The organism is Streptomyces sp. NPDC001796 (assembly GCF_042892355.1).
Classification (GTDB): Bacteria; Actinomycetota; Actinomycetes; order Streptomycetales; family Streptomycetaceae; genus Streptomyces.
Window position 1 is genome coordinate 145,354 of the sequence record NZ_JBIAUC010000004.1, and the last position, 14,568, is coordinate 159,921.

The window sequence follows — 14,568 nt, forward strand, 5'->3', positions numbered from 1 at the left end:
CATAACGGGACATACCGCTCACCGCTTGCTACGTTCCGCACATGATCCCGCCCGGAACGCCAGGAGCGAGGACCGTGACGCCGGCGGACGCCCCCGCCCCCGCGCTGCGCCTGCCCCGGCGCCGGGGAACCGAGTTCGGCCTGATCGTCCTCGCCGTGCTGCTGTCGGTGTACGGCTACTGCGCCGTCGGCCTCGCCCGGCACGGCACCCTCCCGCCGGGCGCGCTCCGCTACGGCGCCGGGCTCGGCACGCTCGCGCTGCTCGGGCACGGTGCGGTGCGGCTGCGCGCCCCCTGTGCCGATCCCCTGCTGCTGCCCATCGCGGTACTGCTCAACGGGGTGGGACTGGTGCTGATCTACCGTCTCGACCTGGAGACCCCGGGCCACCGGGCGGCCCCCACCCAGCTGTCCTGGTCGACGCTCGGCGTGGCGCTGTTCATCGCCGTCGTCCTGCTGCTGCGCCATCACCGGGTGCTCCAGCGCTACACCTACCTGTGCGGGGGCGCCGCGCTCGCCCTGCTCACCCTGCCGATCTTCTTCCCGGCGGTGAACGGCGCCCGGATCTGGCTTCGGGTCGCCGGGTTCTCCATCCAGCCGGGCGAGTTCGCGAAGCTGCTGCTCGCGGTCTTCTTCGCCGGGTACCTGGCCGCCAACCGGCAGGCGCTGGCGTTCACGGGCCGCCGGGTGTGGCGGCTTCAGCTGCCCACCGGGCGGGTCCTCGGCCCGGTGGTGGCGATCTGGCTGCTGAGCGTCGGCGTTCTCGTCCTCGAGCGCGACCTCGGCACCTCGCTGCTGTTCTTCGGGCTGTTCGTGGTCCTGCTGTACGTCGCCACGGGCCGCACCGGCTGGATCGCGGTCGGTCTGCTGCTCGCGACGGCGGGCGCGTTCGCCGTGGGCCGGCTGGAGCCGCACGTGCACGCCCGGGTCGAGGACTGGCTGCACCCCTTCGCGTCGATCGAGGCGGGCCAGGGCGCGGGCCAGCTCGCCCAGTCGCTGTTCGCGTTCGCCGCGGGCGGCGCGCTCGGCACCGGGCTCGGCCTCGGGCACTCGGTGCTGATCGGCTTCGCCGTGAAGTCGGACTTCATCCTGGCGACGGCGGGCGAGGAACTGGGCTTCGCCGGCCTGTGCGCGCTGTTCCTGCTCTACGCGCTGCTGGTGGAGCGCGGTTATCGGGCGGGGCTGGCGCTGCGGGACCCGTTCGGGCGGCTGCTCGCGGTGGGGCTCGCGTCGATCGTGGCGCTCCAGGTGTTCGTGATCGCGGGCGGGGTGACGGGCCTGATCCCGCTGACGGGCATGGCGATGCCGTTCCTGGCGCAGGGCGGCTCGTCGCTGGTGACCAACTGGATCATCGTGGCGCTGCTGATCCGGATCAGTGACTCGGCCCGCAGTCAGTACGACCGGACGGCCCCATCGTGAGCAGGTACATCCGCCGGGCGGCGGCCCTGTGCGCGGTGCTGCTGATCGCCCTGCTGGCGAACGCCACCCGGGTGCAGATCCTCGAGTCCGCCCGCTACGGGGACAACCCGGCCAACCGCCGGCAGATGATCGCCCGCTACGGCGCTCCCCGCGGTGACATCCTCGTCGACGGCCGCCCGGTGACCGGGTCCCGGGACACGGGCGGCATGTTCCGCCACACCCGCACCTACACCGACGGGCCGCTGTACGCGCCGGTCACCGGCTTCGCCTCCCAGGTGTACGGGACGACGCTGCTGGAGCACACCGAGGACGCGCTGCTGTCGGGCACCGACCCGCTGCTCGATCCGTTTCCGCTGTGGAACGGTGTCCTGAGGAAGCGCCTCCCCGGCGGCCATGTCGTCACCACGCTGAACGGGGCGGCGCAGCGGGCGGCGTACCAGGGGCTGGCCGGGCGCGCGGGCGCGGTGGCCGCGGTCGACCCGACGACGGGGCGGATCCTGGCGCTGGTTTCGACGCCGTCGTACGACCCCGGGGAGCTGTCCGGGACGTCGCCGTCCGTGGCCCGGGCCTGGAAGCGGCTGAACGGGGACGCGGCGCGGCCGATGCTCAACCGGGCGATCCGGCAGACGTATCCGCCCGGTTCCACGTTCAAGGTGGTAACGGCCGCGGCGGCCCTCGAGGCGGGGGTGGTGACGGACCTCGACGCGCCGACGGACTCCCCCGACCCCTACCGGCTGCCCGGCTCGAGGACCGAGCTGACCAACGAGACCGACGACTGCGCGGACGCGTCGCTGCGGTACGCCTTCACCTGGTCGTGCAACACGGTGTTCGCCAAGCTGGGCGTGGAGGTGGGGCTGAAGAACATGACGGGCACGGCGGCGAACTTCGGCTTCGGCGAGCGGAAGCTGAGGGTGCCGTTCGCGGTGGCGCCGAGCACGTTCGACGCGAAGCTGGACGCCTCCCAGCTGGCGCTGTCCTCGATCGGGCAGTTCGAGACCCGGGCGACACCGCTGCAGATGGCGATGGTCGCGGCGACGGTGGCCGGCGGGGGCGATGTGAAGGCGCCGTACCTGGTGGAACGCACGACGACCAAGGACGGCGAGACGGTCTCCACGGCCACCCCCCGCACCCTGCACCGGGCGATGAGCGCCACCACCGCGGAACAACTGCGGGAGATGATGACGGACGTGGTGCAGAAGGGCACGGGTCGTAACGCGGCGATCCCCGGCGCCCGAGTGGGCGGCAAGACGGGCACGGCCCAGCACGGCCTCGACAACTCCGAGAGGCCGTACGCCTGGTTCATCTCCTGGGCGCAGGCGGACGACGCGCTGGAGCCGGCGGTGGCGGTCGCGGTGGTGGTGGAGGACGCGGCGGGCCGGCAGGGGGAGGTCAGCGGGGGCGGGGACGCGGCGCCGATCGCGAAGGCGGTGATGGAGGCGGTGCTCAACTCCCGGCCACACGGCAGGGGTTGAGGTCCAGGGACTGAGACGGGGGCTGTCGCCCGGCGTGACCCCGACCTACCGTGCGGTGCATGACGACCGATCAGCCGCACTCCGCCCACGAACTCGCCCAGGTCAACATCGCCCGCCTCAAGGCCCCACTGGACTCACCGCAGTTGAAGGACTTCGTGGAGGCGCTGGACCCCGTGAACGCGGCGGCCGACGACTTCGACGGTTTCGTCTGGCGGCTGAAGGACGACTCGGGCAACGCCACGGACGTCCCCGTGTTCGGGGACGAGTGGTTGATCATCAACCTGACGATGTGGCGCGACATCGACGCGCTGACGGCGTTCATGTACCAGGGCCTGCACCGGGAGATGCTGGCGCGGCGCCGGGAGTGGTTCGAGCGGCTGGAAGAGGCCGTGACGGCCCTGTGGTGGGTCCCGGCGGGCCACCGCCCGACGGTGGCGGAGGCGGAGGAGCGGCTGCTTCACCTCCGCGCGCACGGGCCGACGGAGTACGCGTTCACCCTGCGGACGTCGTTTCCTCCGAGGGAGGCGCGACCGGTGGGCGGCGGTTGATCGCGGTCAGGTCGATGGTGAGAGGGAAGGGGACGGTCAGTTCCAGCTTGTCGTGGAAGATGCCGGTCAGGCCGTAGGCCTGGGTTGCGGGGTCGAGTTCGTAGACGTACACCACCGGAAGACCCTTGTTCTCTTCGACGCGCCAGTAGTGCGGGATGCCCGCCCGCGCGTACTTCCGCGGTTTCACCTCCCGGTCCCGGTCTTCCGAGTCCTCCGAGACGACCTCGACAGCGATGACGACGTCTTCCGGCCGGTACCAGGTCTGCCGAGGACCGGCGTCGGCGTCCGCACGGAAAACCAGGACGTCGGGCTCCGGTCGATTGCGCTTGTCGAGCTTGATGGTCATCTCGTGGATGACGTCCAGTTCCTCCGGCACCTGATCCAGAAGAGCGTTCACCAGCAAGAGCATGGCACGTGCATGGAAACGAGTCTGCGGACTCACGAAGACAAGACTCCCGTCGATCAGCTCCGTGTGCGGAGGAAGATTGGGAAGCTTGTCGAGGTCGTCCGCCGTCCAGCCACCCTCCGGCGGACGAGCCCACTCGTAGTCGTCGTCCAGACCGTAGTCACGTGCGGCGCTCATGATTGCTCCCATGCGGCGGAGTCTGCCCGGTACGGCCAGCGTACCCAGACGAATATGCCGATTCGCCCGTCGGTCGAGTGATCAGCCGCCGAGACGATGACCCTCCTCGATCGCCTCCTCCACCTCGGCGACCCGTTCCCTCTCCTCCGCTGCGAAGCGCTCCACGTCCAGCTTCTCGGCGATCTCCTCGTCCTGCGCCATCAGCAGGTCCAGGTTCGAGTCGCCCATCTCGAAGACGCCCATGTCGACGTAGGCCTGCTGGAGGCGCTTGCCCCACAGGCCGATGTCCTTCACGCACGGGACGATGCGGCTGAACAGCAACTGGCGGAACAGCTGGAGGAACTCGGAATTCTCGCTGTACGCCTCCGCCTCGGCCTTGGGGATGCCGAAGTTCTCCAGCACCTCCACGCCGCGCAGCCGGTCGCGCATCAGGTAGCAGCCCTCGATGACGAACTCCTCGCGTTCGCGCAGTTCGGCGTCCGTGAGCTGCTTGTAGTAGTCCCGCAGCGCCATGCGGCCGAACGCCACGTGCCGGGCCTCGTCCTGCATGACGTACGCGAGGATCTGCTTGGGCAGCGGCTTGTCCGTCGTGTCGCGGATCATGCCGAAGGCGGCGAGCGCCAGGCCCTCGATGAGGACCTGCATGCCGAGGTACGGCATGTCCCAGCGACTGTCCCGCAGGGTGTCTCCGAGGAGCGCCTGGAGGTTGTCGTTGATCGGGTAGAGCATCCCGATCTTCTCGTGCAGGAAGCGGCCGTAGATCTCCGCGTGCCGCGCCTCGTCCATCGTCTGGGTCGCCGAGTAGAACTTGGCGTCCATGTCGGGGACCGACTCCACGATCCGCGCCGCGCACACCATCGCGCCCTGCTCGCCGTGCAGGAACTGGCTGAACTGCCAGGAGGCGTAGTGCTTGCGCAGCTCGCCCTTGTCCTTGTCGGTCATCTTCGCCCAGTAGGGCGTCCCGTACAGGGTCATCGCCTCGTCAGGTGTGCCGAGCGGGTCGTAGGGGTCCACCTCCAGGTCCCAGTCGATCCGCTTCTGCCCGTCCCACTGCTTGTCCTTGCCCTTCTGGTACAGGGCCAGCAGCCGGTCGCGCCCGTCGTCGTACTCCCAGCTGAAGCGGGCCGCGCCACTCGCGGGCACCTGCCAGAGGGGTTCCTCCGGCTCCTTGGCGTACAGCTCAAACGTCGGCATGAGCACACGCTCACATGAGGTAGACGCCGCGTCAACAAGTGGAACGCAAGGGATTGACGACCTTGCTGACAAGCAGTCTCATAAGACGGTGACCGCGGGTAACAGGCGGCCCGTACGACGAGATGGTGGGCACAGCGATGACGACCGTGACGGAAACAGACGTGCTGCGCGACGCGCTCGGACTGCTCAAGGACCGGGAGCAGGTGGCGGAGCGGCTTCTCGCCTCCTCAGCCAGACACTCCTTCGACCCGGACGAGGAACTGGACTGGGACGCGCCCTACGAGGAAGGAAAGTGGTTCTGGCCCCCGGAGCTGGTGTCGCTGTACGACACACCGCTGTGGCGGCGGATGAGCGAGGAACAGCGGATCCGGCTCTCCCAGCACGAGGCCGCGGCGCTCGCCTCCCTCGGCATCTGGTTCGAGATCATCCTGATGCAGCTGCTCGTCCGGCACATCTACGACAAGGCGGCGACGAGCGCGCACGTGCGGTACGCGCTGACCGAGATCGAGGACGAGTGCCGGCACTCGAAGATGTTCGCCCGGCTGATCGCGCACGGCGACACGCCCTGGTACCCGGTGAGCCGGGCGCACCAGAACCTGGGCCGCGTCTTCAAGACGGTCTCGACGACGCCGGGCTCCTTCACGGCCACTCTGCTGGGCGAGGAGGTCCTGGACTGGATGCAGCGGCTGACGTTCCCCGACGAGCGGGTGCAGCCCCTGATCCGCGGGGTCACCCGTATCCATGTGGTCGAGGAGGCCCGCCACGTCCGTTACGCCCGCGAGGAACTGCGCCGCCAGATGCTGACCGCCCCGCGGTGGTCGCAGGAGTTCACCCGCATCACGTCCGGCGAGTTCGCACGCGTGTTCTCGGTGGCCTTCGTGAACCCGGAGGTCTACACGAACGTGGGCCTGGACAAGCGCGAGGCGATGGCCCAGGTGAGGGCGAGCGGCCACCGCCGGGAGGTCATGCAGACGGGAGCGAAGAGGCTGACGGACTTCCTGGACGACATCGGGGTGCTCAGGGGTGTGGGCCGACGGCTGTGGAGGTCGTCGGGGTTGCTGGCATGAGTACGTCTCCGCTTCGGGTCTGCATTCTCAGCCCCTCGTGGGGGTCCCCCCGCTCGAGCGGAGCCGAGAGTGGGGGAGATTGAGGACGAGGCCGTTCAGGCCGATGGGGTCCGGGGGCGCGGCCCCCCGCACGGCCGCTGCGGCTCCGGGTGCCTCGTCCTCCCGGCAACACGATTACGCTGCGAACATGACCTCCGAGGCCACCACGCGCGCGTACCGAAGGCTCAGCGTGGAAGAACGCCGCAGGCAACTCCTCGACGCCGCGCTCACCCTCTTCGCGCACCGCGCCCCCGAGGAGGTCTCCCTCGACGACGTGGCGGAGGCGGCCGGCGTCTCCCGCCCCCTCGTCTACCGCTACTTCCCCGGCGGCAAGCAGCAGCTCTACGAGGCCGCACTCCGCTCCGCCGCCGACGACCTGCGGCAGTGCTTCGCAGAACCCCCCGAGGGCCCGCTCAGCCACCGCCTCGGCCGCGCCCTCGACCGCTACCTCGCCTTCGTCGCCCGGCACGACGCCGGTTTCAGCGCCCTGCTCCAGGGCGGCAGCGTGGTCGAGACGTCCCGCACCACCGCCATAGTCGACGGCGTGCGCCGGGCCGCGGCCGAGCACATCCTCAGCCACCTCCGCGTCGAGGACCCCGGCCCCGGGCTGCGGATGACCGTACGCATGTGGATCACCTCCGTCGAGGCCGCCTCCCTCATATGGCTCGACCAGGACAAGCAGCCCCCGGTCGAGGAGTTGCGGGACTGGCTGGTGGACCAGTTCGTGGCCGGACTGGTCGCCACCGCGGCACGTGATGCGCAGACCGCCGCCGTGGTCCGCTCCGCGCTGGCCCTGGAGAGCGCCGAGGGCCCGGTCGGCGCCCTGGCCCGGCGCGTCCTGCCCGTGCTCGGCGACGCCGGTCACCTGCTGTGACACTGGTTGCGTGAAGAGCCAAGACACCCCGTTCGTCGGCGGCCCCCTGGACGGGCGCGTCCTGCCCGTCCTGCTCGGCCTCACCGGTCACCCCCCGAAGACGTACCGCGTGCCGGTCCCGGACGCGGCCGGCGGTCCGCCCACCGTCCTCGTCTACCGTCGCGTCCAGGCGGGCCCGAGCGGCAGGTTCGGTCTCCACCCGGGCTGGAAGTACGAGTACGACCCGGAGGGGGACACCGGCGGCCGTCTGCGGTGGCCGTGGCCGAAGCCGCGCCGGACGCCGGGCGCCACGCCGGGAGACGCCCCGGACACCGCCCACGAGTGACCTCGCTGCGCCGAACCGACCACTCGGCGCGCGCACGGGCCGCACCCGTCTCATCCTGCCGGTGCGAGGTGGAGGGACCACCCGGCATGCGGAGGTGATGACATGTCAGAAAGGTTGCGGCGCCTGGCTGGTACGGCGGCGATGACCACGTGGGCCCTGCTCGCCGCCGCGCCGGCGATCGCCGACCCGGACCCCGCGCCCAGCGCCACGGCCCAGCCGGACCCCCTGCCCAGCGCCACGGCCCAGCCGGACCCCGCGCCGAGCACCACCGCCGAGCCGGACACACGGCCGAGCACGACGCCCGAACCGGACGTGACTCCCAGCACCACGGCCCAACCGGACCCGACCCACAGCGCCACGGCCGAACCGGACCCGAGCCTCAGCACCACGGCCCGACCGGACCCGACCTTCAGTGACGCGGCCCGACCGGACCCGAGCCTCAGCACCACGGCCCGACCGGACCCCGCCCCCACCACCACACCCCAGCCGAGCACCCCGCCCGTCGCGCAGCTCCTGACCGACCTTCAGCAGCTCTACCGTTCGGCGGAGCAGGCCACCGATGCCTACAACGCCACCACCGAGAAGCTCAAGCAGCGCCAGGCGGAGGTGGCCCGGCTCGACGGGCGGCTCGCCAGGACCCGGCTCGACCTGCAGAGCAGCCGCGTCGCGGCCGGCCGGCTGGCCCGGCAGCAGTACCAAGGCAGCACGTCCCTCTCCCCGTACGTACGCCTGCTGTTCGCCCGCGACCCGCAGCACGCGCTCGACGAAGGCCATCTGATCGGCCAGTTGACGCGGGAGCGGGCCGCGACCGTGAACCAGCTGACCTACGCCGAGAGGAGCGCCGACGCCGTCGCCCGCGCGGCCCGTAAGGCGCTGGACGACCAGCTCACCCTCACCGACCAGCAGAAGAAGGCGCGGGACGACGTCGAACAGCGGCTGAAGGACATCGAGAAGCGGCTCGCCTCCCTCACTCCCGAACAACTGGCCGCCCTGGCCCGGTACGAGCAGGACACGGCCGCGGCGGCCCAGCAGACGGCCCCGGCCTCCGGTGTGCCCGACGCGGCGCGGACGCCGACGGCCGAGGGGCCGACGGCGTCCGGCACCGTGCGCCCGGAGGCGTCAGGTCAGGCGCCGGCCACCGACGCCAGGTAGGCCTCGGCCTTCTCCGGCTCGTAGAAGAAGTTCTCGAAGTCCGAGGGGTCGTTGAACCCGTTGGCGATCCGGTGCGCCACCGGCGGCATGGCCCCCGCCGCTCCGATCAGGTTCAGCACGTGCTCCGGCGGCACGCCCAGCATCGCGTTCGTCCACTTGGTCACGTGGCGCGCCGTCTCCCAGTAGCGGTCGAACGTCTGCTGCATCCACGCCTCGTCGAATTCCTTGTCCCCGTGTTCGAGGATCGAGGCCAGATACGCGGCCGCGCACTTGGACGCCGAGTTGGAGCCCTGCCCGGTGATCGGGTCGTTCGCCACGACCACGTCGGCGACGCCGAGCACCAGTCCGCCGCCGGGCAGCCGTCCGATCGGCTTGCGCACGGTGGGCGCGTACCGCCCGGCCAGTGTGCCGCCCGCGTCGGTCAGCTCGACCTTGGTGGCCCGCGCGTACTCCCAGGGCGTGAACTTCTCCATGAGTTCCAGGGTCAGGGAGAGGTGCTCGCCGGGGTCCTTGACGCCCTTGAAGACGTCGAGCGGGCCGCCGGGTATGCCCTCCCAGAACAGGATGTCCGCGCGGCCGGAGGTGGTGAGCGTCGGCATGACGAACAGCTCGCCGACGCCCGGGACCAGGTTGCAGCGGACCGCGTCGAAGTCCGGGTGCTCGGGGCGCGGCCCGAGGCCGTGGACGTACGACACGGCGAGCGCGCGCTGCGGCTCGCTGTAGGGGGACCGCTCCGGGTCCCGGGCGAACATCGACACCAGCTCGCCCTTGCCGGCCGACACCAGCACCAGGTCGTACGTGCGGGAGAAGTAATCGAGGTCGGAGACCGCCGCGCCGTGGATGACGAGCTGGCCGCCGCGCTGCGCGAACGTCTCCATCCAGCCGGCCATCTTCAGCCGCTGGTCGACCGACTGCGCGTACCCGTCGAGCTTCGCCACCCAGTCGATCGCGCGCTGCGACGGGCCCGGGTCGAACGAGCCGGGAGCGGCGACGGACACGCCGAGTCCTTCGATCTTCGGGGCCTGGGACTCCCAGAAGTTCAGCTTCAGGTCGCGCTCGTGCTGCAGCGCCGTGTCGAACATGCACTGCGTCGACATGACCCGGCCGGTACGGATCTCGTCCGCGGTCCGGTTGGACATCAGGGTGACCTCGTACCCGTGCGACTGGAGGCCGAGGGCGAGCTGGAGTCCGGACTGGCCGGCTCCGACGACGAGTATCTTCCGCATGCGGGTGGTGCTCCTAAGGGGGACTACTCGGGGGTGACGTCCAGCGCGTGGCCGACGAGGGCCAGGAGGGTCTCGATCACCGAGATCCGGCGGCGCGCGTCCATGATCATGACAGGTATGTGTGCGGGAATGGTGAGGGCCTCGCGCACGTCTTCGGGTTCGAACCGCTCACTGCCGTCGAAGTGGTTGACGGCGACCATGTACGGAAGGCCGCTGCTCTCGAAGTAGTCGAGCGCCGGGAAGCAGTCCGCGAGCCGCCGGGTGTCGGCCATGACGACCGCTCCGATCGCGCCGCGCACCAGGTCGTCCCACATGAACCAGAACCGCTGCTGGCCCGGTGTGCCGAAGAGATAGAGCACCAGGTCGTCGTCGAGCGTGATGCGGCCGAAGTCCATGGCCACGGTGGTGGTGAGCTTGTCCGGGGTGCCGGTGAGGTCGTCGGTCTCCTCACTGGCCTCGGTCATCAGCGCCTCGGTCTGCAGGGGCGTGATCTCCGAGACGGCGCTCACCAGGGTGGTCTTGCCGACGCCGAAGCCGCCCGCCACCACGATCTTCGTGGCTATCGGGGCACGCGTACGGTCCGTCTGCCAGGCCTTCAGTTCCTCGTCGCGCTCGACGAGTCGGTCGACGCCCGGGGCGGCGTCAGAGACGACGGAGTCCACTCAGCACCCTTTCCAGCAGAGCGCGGTCCGGCGCTCCCGTGCCGTGACCGGTTCCGTACACACGGATCTTTCCCTGGTCCGCGAGGTCGCTCAGGAGCACGCGGACCACCCCGAGCGGCATCTTCAGCAGTGCCGCGATCTCCGCCACCGTGCGCATACGGCGGCACAGTTCGACGATGGCCCGCATCTCCGGCATCACGCGGGTGGACAGTGAACCATTCGTCAGTTCCCGCCGTTCCTCGGGGGCGTCCAGGGCGGCGACGAAGGTCTCGACGAGCAGGACGTGGCCGAAGCGGGTACGGCCTCCGGTGAGGGAGTAGGGGCGTACGCGGGCGGGTTTGCGCTCGCCGCCGCGGACGGGCAGTTTCTTCTGTGTCCGGCTCATCGGGCGCTCCCTGCCGACTCGGCCTCGAGGGACCTGCGCAGCTCACTGCGGAGTTCGGGCGTCAGGACGTGTCCGGCGCGGCCGACGAAGAGCGCCATGTGGTACGCCACCACGCTCATGTCGCAGTCCGCGGAGCCGTGCACGCCGAGCAGCGAGCCGTCGCTGATGGACATGACGAACAGGCTGCCCTCGTCCATCGCGACCATCGTGTGCTTGACCCGGCCGGCGTCCATCAGCTTGGCGGCGCCGATGGTGAGGCTGCCGATGCCGGAGACGATGGTGGCGAGGTCGGCGGCGGACCCCTTGGGGCCGCTGGGCCTTCCGTCGCGGCCGGCGCGGGCATCCGCCACCCGGCCGGGGTCGGACGAGAGCAGGAGCAGGCCGTCGGAAGAGACCACCGCGACCGACAGGATGCCGGGCACCTCCTCCACCAGGTTGGTCAGCAGCCAGTGCAGGTTGCGGGCTTCCCTGCTCAGTCCGAAGATACTGGACGCGGTCAACTGCTTGCCTCCTCGACTGTGCCCCCCGATGATTCAACGTCCTGTGCGGTGCCGGGTGTCGCGTGCTGAGGTGAGGCCGTGGGCCGGCGCCCGGGTGCCTTGGTCTCCCCCGTCCGCTCGGCGATCTCCGCCTCGACGTGGCGGAAACCCTCCTTGGCTCCCCGGTGGAACCCGCCGAGCCTGCGGCGCAGCGCCTCGGCGTCCACACCGCCGGCGCGCGGCCGCGGGGCCGGCGCGGGCGCGGAGATCTTGGGGGTGCGCTTGGGGAGCCCCTTGGCGGTGAGCCGGGGGGTCTCGGGTTCCTGAGGCTCCTCGGGGTCCTGTAGCGCGTCCGGCGCGGGCGGCTCCGGCGCGGGGCTGCGGGGCGCCTGCGCGGCGGGGCGCGGCTCGCCCTCGTCCACGGTGCGCTCGTGGCTCTCCGGGCCGATGGCGTAGGGGTCGGCCGCCGCCTGAGCGGGGATGTCGGCGGGCGCTGCGGGTTCCTCCGCACGGGGCGACGGCTCCACGCGGGGCGACGGAAGGAACAGCTCCATCGTGGTCTCGGGACCGTACTCGGGCTCGGCGGCGGGCTCGGGGCCGGCGGGCTCGCGAACGGACTCGGCGTGCGGTGCGCCCCAGTCGTCCCGTACGGGTTCGGCTCGCGGTGCGCCCCAGTCGTCCCCCACGGGTTCCTCGGCGTGCGCGGGCTCCTGCCGCTGCTCGCTCTGCTCCCGCTCCCGTACAGCCTCCTCCGCCGCCGTGATCAGAGGGTCCTCGTCGCCCCCGGGCCTCCCCGGCGCGAGCCGTGCACGGCCGCTGAGGACGTTGGAGTTGACCTCCGCGTCCGCGCCCGGCAGCGAGAAGGAGGGCACGCCCCCGGCCATCGGGGCCCCGGCGGGTACCGCCGCGGCCGGCGCCTCGGCGAGCAGCGGCCTCGGCAGGACCACGACGGCCGCGATGCCGCCCTGCTTCTGCTCCCGCAGCTGCACCCGCACCCCGTGCCGGTGGGCGAGGCGGGCCACCACGTACAGGCCGAGCCCGAGGCCCTCGCCGCTCTCCTGGTCGTAGGAGTCCTCCGGGTCGAAGTCGGCGAGCCGGGCATTGAGCCGGCTCATCCGCTCGGCGGCCATGCCGATGCCCTCGTCCTGCACGGAGAGCATCACCTCGCCGCTCTCCAGGAGCCAGCCGGAGATCTCGACGGGGACGTCGGGCGGCGAGAACGAGGTGGCGTTCTCCAGGAGTTCGGCCACCAGGTGCGACAGGTCGTCGGCGGCGAACCCGGCGACGTGCGCGTGCGGGGGCAGCGCGGCGATACGGACGCGCTCGTAGCGCTCGATCTCGCTGACGGCGGCGCGCACCACGTCGACGAGCGGCACCGGCCCGGCGTGCTGCTGGACGTGCTCGGCGCCGGCCAGGACGAGGAGGTTCTCGCTGTGGCGGCGCATGACCGTGGCGAAGTGGTCGAGCTTGAACAGCGTGGACAGCCGCTCCGGGTCGTGCTCCCGCTCCTCCAGGCCCTCGATGACGGTCAGCTGGCGCTCGACCAGGCCGAGAGTGCGCAGGGCGAGGTTGACGAAGGTGGAGTGGATGCTGTGCCGGACCTGCTGCAGGTGGGCGGCGGCCTGGGCGAGTTCGGCGCGCAGCCTCTCGCGCTCGTCGGCCATGGTCTGCCGCTGGCCGACGAGGTGCCTGCGGTCGGCCTCCAGGGTCGAAAGGCGGTCCTGGAGGGCGACGGCGTGCGCGTGCAGGGCGTTGACGGAGCGGACGACCTGCGCGAACTCGTCGTTTCGGCCGGTGAACTTCACCGGTTCCTCGCCGGCCGGGTCGGCGGCCACGCGCGCGGTGCCGAGGCGGAGCACGGCGAGCGGGCGGGTGAGGCTGCGGGCCATGGCCATGGCGATGCCGACGGCGACCAGCAGGATGGCGCCGAGGACGGCGATGCGGATCTCCAGCGCGGTCACGTCGTCGTCGCGCAGCTGGGCGAGGTCCTTGCTGCGGGCCTCGTAGAGGGAGGACTCGACGCCGCGCATCAGGTCGACGCGGGCGGACAGCGCGGCGTCGACCTTCTTGGTGCTCAGGTCGAGGTCGCTGTCGGAGAGGGTGGGCTGGTCGGTGAGGGAGGCGAGGTACTTCTCGGCGGAGGACACCTCGGGGCCGGTGACCGTGGAGTCGTAGGAGGACTTGGCCGCGGCGGGCGCGGTGTCGCGGAAGCCGGCGATCGCCGCGTCGGAGCGGACGGCGGCCTGCTGGGCGGCGGCGGTGAGCGCGTCGCGCTGCTTGGTGTCGGCGTCCGAGGAGGTGCTGGTGGTGGTCGGCAGGCCGGTGACCGGGCTGATGACGGTCCGGGTGGTGTGCGGGATGTTCAGGGCCGCGAGGAGCAGTCCGCGGGCGGCGGCGGCCTGCTGCACGGCGGTGTCGAGCTCGGCGAGGGAGTGGGCGCCGGAGCCCGCGCGCGGCGGAATCTGTTCGGCAAGCTGCTCGGCGAGCGCGTGCAGCTCGGTGATGGCGTCGGAGTACGCCTGATGCGCCTGGAGAGCGGTGCTCTTTCCGGTGAGCGCCGCTCGCCGTACCGCGGCCACGTCGTCGAGGTCCTTGCGCAGTCCGGCGGAGAGGTCCGGGTTGGCGCGCAGGTCTTCGATCTCCCGGTCGACGCGGGCCTGCTGCTGCTCGGCGGGCGCCTTGGACCCGGGGCGCCCGGCGGCCACGTACGAGGTGACCTCGTCCCGTTCGTCGGCCAGCGAGTGGGCGAGGACGAGCGCGTCCTGGGTCTGCTCGGCGAGCGTGACCAGGTTCTGGGAGTCGTGCAGCTGCCCGGAGGCGGCGACGACGCTCGGCGCCCCTGCCCCGACGACGGCGGCGGCGACCACGGCGACGGCGACGATCAGCCGATTGCGCACATGGGCGGGGCGGCCGTGGCCCGCGGACTCGGACGAGGCCCCCTGCGCGGGGGCCGTCTGCTTGCCTGTGCTCCGAGGCCGCGTCTTCTGCACCGGTGCTCGCACTTCCTCACTCGTGTACCCATGGGCCCGGGGTGACGTTCCGTCAACGGGAATGCCGACCCGGTACGACGGCTTCCGACCCTCCCAGTGCCGGTGAGCAGAGGTCCGGCTTCGCCTGACCCGCCACCCGAAGGAGTGAACATCGGTG

Annotated in this window: 14 protein-coding genes; 7 read left to right on the forward strand and 7 right to left on the reverse strand. The window is 71.4% G+C overall.

Annotation, left to right across the window (positions count from 1 at the left end; genetic code table 11):
* Nucleotides 1-41: 41 nt before the first annotated feature.
* From ACFYZE_RS10265 to ACFYZE_RS10275, 3 genes are read left to right on the forward strand one after another with little or no spacing between them, the layout of a single operon-like run.
* On the forward strand, nucleotides 42-1,415 hold the full coding sequence (locus ACFYZE_RS10265; RefSeq protein ID WP_388990804.1) for an FtsW/RodA/SpoVE family cell cycle protein: 1,374 nt from the start codon (nucleotides 42-44) through the stop codon (nucleotides 1,413-1,415).
* Nucleotides 1,412-2,887, forward strand: a complete 1,476-nt coding sequence (locus ACFYZE_RS10270) for a penicillin-binding transpeptidase domain-containing protein (RefSeq protein WP_388990805.1) — start codon at nucleotides 1,412-1,414, stop codon at nucleotides 2,885-2,887. The genes ACFYZE_RS10265 and ACFYZE_RS10270 overlap by 4 nt, the downstream gene beginning before the upstream one ends.
* Nucleotides 2,888-2,946: 59 nt before the next feature.
* The gene (locus ACFYZE_RS10275; protein ID WP_388990806.1) at nucleotides 2,947-3,435 is read left to right on the forward strand and encodes a DUF3291 domain-containing protein; all 489 of its coding nucleotides are present in this window, start codon (nucleotides 2,947-2,949) and stop codon (nucleotides 3,433-3,435) included.
* On the opposite strand, the gene ACFYZE_RS10280 is transcribed toward ACFYZE_RS10275, so the two are convergent.
* Nucleotides 3,380-4,018, reverse strand: coding sequence for a Uma2 family endonuclease (locus ACFYZE_RS10280; protein ID WP_388990808.1), 639 nt, complete (start codon nucleotides 4,016-4,018; stop codon nucleotides 3,380-3,382). The two genes, ACFYZE_RS10275 and ACFYZE_RS10280, sit on opposite strands and share 56 nt — an antisense overlap.
* Nucleotides 4,019-4,099: 81 nt before the next feature.
* Nucleotides 4,100-5,212 carry a ferritin-like domain-containing protein gene (locus ACFYZE_RS10285; RefSeq protein ID WP_388990810.1) on the reverse strand — a complete coding sequence of 371 codons (1,113 nt, stop codon included), beginning with the start codon at nucleotides 5,210-5,212 and terminating at the stop codon, nucleotides 4,100-4,102.
* Between the two features lie 137 nt (nucleotides 5,213-5,349).
* On the opposite strand from ACFYZE_RS10285, the gene ACFYZE_RS10290 reads away from it, so the two are divergent.
* The 4 genes from ACFYZE_RS10290 to ACFYZE_RS10305 all read left to right on the forward strand — a co-directional run bounded on the left by ACFYZE_RS10290 (nucleotide 5,350) and on the right by ACFYZE_RS10305 (nucleotide 8,669).
* The gene (locus ACFYZE_RS10290) at nucleotides 5,350-6,279 is read left to right on the forward strand and encodes a diiron oxygenase (protein WP_388990812.1); all 930 of its coding nucleotides are present in this window, start codon (nucleotides 5,350-5,352) and stop codon (nucleotides 6,277-6,279) included.
* A 187-nt stretch (nucleotides 6,280-6,466) separates the two neighbouring features.
* A complete protein-coding gene (locus tag ACFYZE_RS10295; RefSeq protein WP_388990814.1) occupies nucleotides 6,467-7,192 on the forward strand; it encodes a TetR/AcrR family transcriptional regulator in 726 nt (241 codons plus the stop codon).
* A gap of 10 nt (nucleotides 7,193-7,202) precedes the next feature.
* On the forward strand, nucleotides 7,203-7,517 hold the full coding sequence (locus ACFYZE_RS10300) for a hypothetical protein (RefSeq protein WP_388990815.1): 315 nt from the start codon (nucleotides 7,203-7,205) through the stop codon (nucleotides 7,515-7,517).
* Between the two features lie 102 nt (nucleotides 7,518-7,619).
* Nucleotides 7,620-8,669 (forward strand): hypothetical protein, encoded by a 1,050-nt coding sequence (locus tag ACFYZE_RS10305; RefSeq protein WP_388990817.1) that lies wholly within the window; start codon nucleotides 7,620-7,622, stop codon nucleotides 8,667-8,669.
* On the opposite strand, the gene ACFYZE_RS10310 is transcribed toward ACFYZE_RS10305, so the two are convergent.
* From ACFYZE_RS10310 to ACFYZE_RS10330, 5 genes are read right to left on the reverse strand one after another with little or no spacing between them, the layout of a single operon-like run.
* Nucleotides 8,642-9,895 carry a styrene monooxygenase/indole monooxygenase family protein gene (locus ACFYZE_RS10310; RefSeq protein WP_388990819.1) on the reverse strand — a complete coding sequence of 418 codons (1,254 nt, stop codon included), beginning with the start codon at nucleotides 9,893-9,895 and terminating at the stop codon, nucleotides 8,642-8,644. The two genes, ACFYZE_RS10305 and ACFYZE_RS10310, sit on opposite strands and share 28 nt — an antisense overlap.
* A 23-nt stretch (nucleotides 9,896-9,918) precedes the next feature.
* A complete protein-coding gene (locus ACFYZE_RS10315) occupies nucleotides 9,919-10,557 on the reverse strand; it encodes an ATP/GTP-binding protein (protein ID WP_388990821.1) in 639 nt (212 codons plus the stop codon).
* The gene (locus tag ACFYZE_RS10320; protein WP_388990823.1) at nucleotides 10,538-10,942 is read right to left on the reverse strand and encodes a DUF742 domain-containing protein; all 405 of its coding nucleotides are present in this window, start codon (nucleotides 10,940-10,942) and stop codon (nucleotides 10,538-10,540) included. The genes ACFYZE_RS10315 and ACFYZE_RS10320 overlap by 20 nt, the downstream gene beginning before the upstream one ends.
* Nucleotides 10,939-11,442 (reverse strand): roadblock/LC7 domain-containing protein, encoded by a 504-nt coding sequence (locus ACFYZE_RS10325; protein ID WP_388990825.1) that lies wholly within the window; start codon nucleotides 11,440-11,442, stop codon nucleotides 10,939-10,941. The genes ACFYZE_RS10320 and ACFYZE_RS10325 overlap by 4 nt, the downstream gene beginning before the upstream one ends.
* Nucleotides 11,439-14,411: a nitrate- and nitrite sensing domain-containing protein gene (locus ACFYZE_RS10330; protein ID WP_388990827.1), complete on the reverse strand. Its 2,973-nt coding sequence runs from the start codon at nucleotides 14,409-14,411 to the stop codon at nucleotides 11,439-11,441. The genes ACFYZE_RS10325 and ACFYZE_RS10330 overlap by 4 nt, the downstream gene beginning before the upstream one ends.
* Nucleotides 14,412-14,568 lie beyond the last annotated feature (157 nt).

Excerpts from the sequence above, each read along its gene's own strand:
- ACFYZE_RS10265 (WP_388990804.1), top strand. The coding sequence starts at position 42 with ATGATCCCGCCCGGAACGCCAGGAGCGAGGACCGTGACGCCGGCGGAC.
- ACFYZE_RS10275 (WP_388990806.1), top strand. The coding sequence starts at position 2,947 with ATGACGACCGATCAGCCGCACTCCGCCCACGAACTCGCCCAGGTCAAC.
- ACFYZE_RS10280 (WP_388990808.1), bottom strand. The coding sequence starts at position 4,018 with ATGAGCGCCGCACGTGACTACGGTCTGGACGACGACTACGAGTGGGCT.
- ACFYZE_RS10285 (WP_388990810.1), bottom strand. The coding sequence starts at position 5,212 with ATGCCGACGTTTGAGCTGTACGCCAAGGAGCCGGAGGAACCCCTCTGG.
- ACFYZE_RS10290 (WP_388990812.1), top strand. The coding sequence starts at position 5,350 with ATGACGACCGTGACGGAAACAGACGTGCTGCGCGACGCGCTCGGACTG.
- ACFYZE_RS10295 (WP_388990814.1), top strand. The coding sequence starts at position 6,467 with ATGACCTCCGAGGCCACCACGCGCGCGTACCGAAGGCTCAGCGTGGAA.
- ACFYZE_RS10305 (WP_388990817.1), top strand. The coding sequence starts at position 7,620 with ATGTCAGAAAGGTTGCGGCGCCTGGCTGGTACGGCGGCGATGACCACG.
- ACFYZE_RS10310 (WP_388990819.1), bottom strand. The coding sequence starts at position 9,895 with ATGCGGAAGATACTCGTCGTCGGAGCCGGCCAGTCCGGACTCCAGCTC.
- ACFYZE_RS10320 (WP_388990823.1), bottom strand. The coding sequence starts at position 10,942 with ATGAGCCGGACACAGAAGAAACTGCCCGTCCGCGGCGGCGAGCGCAAA.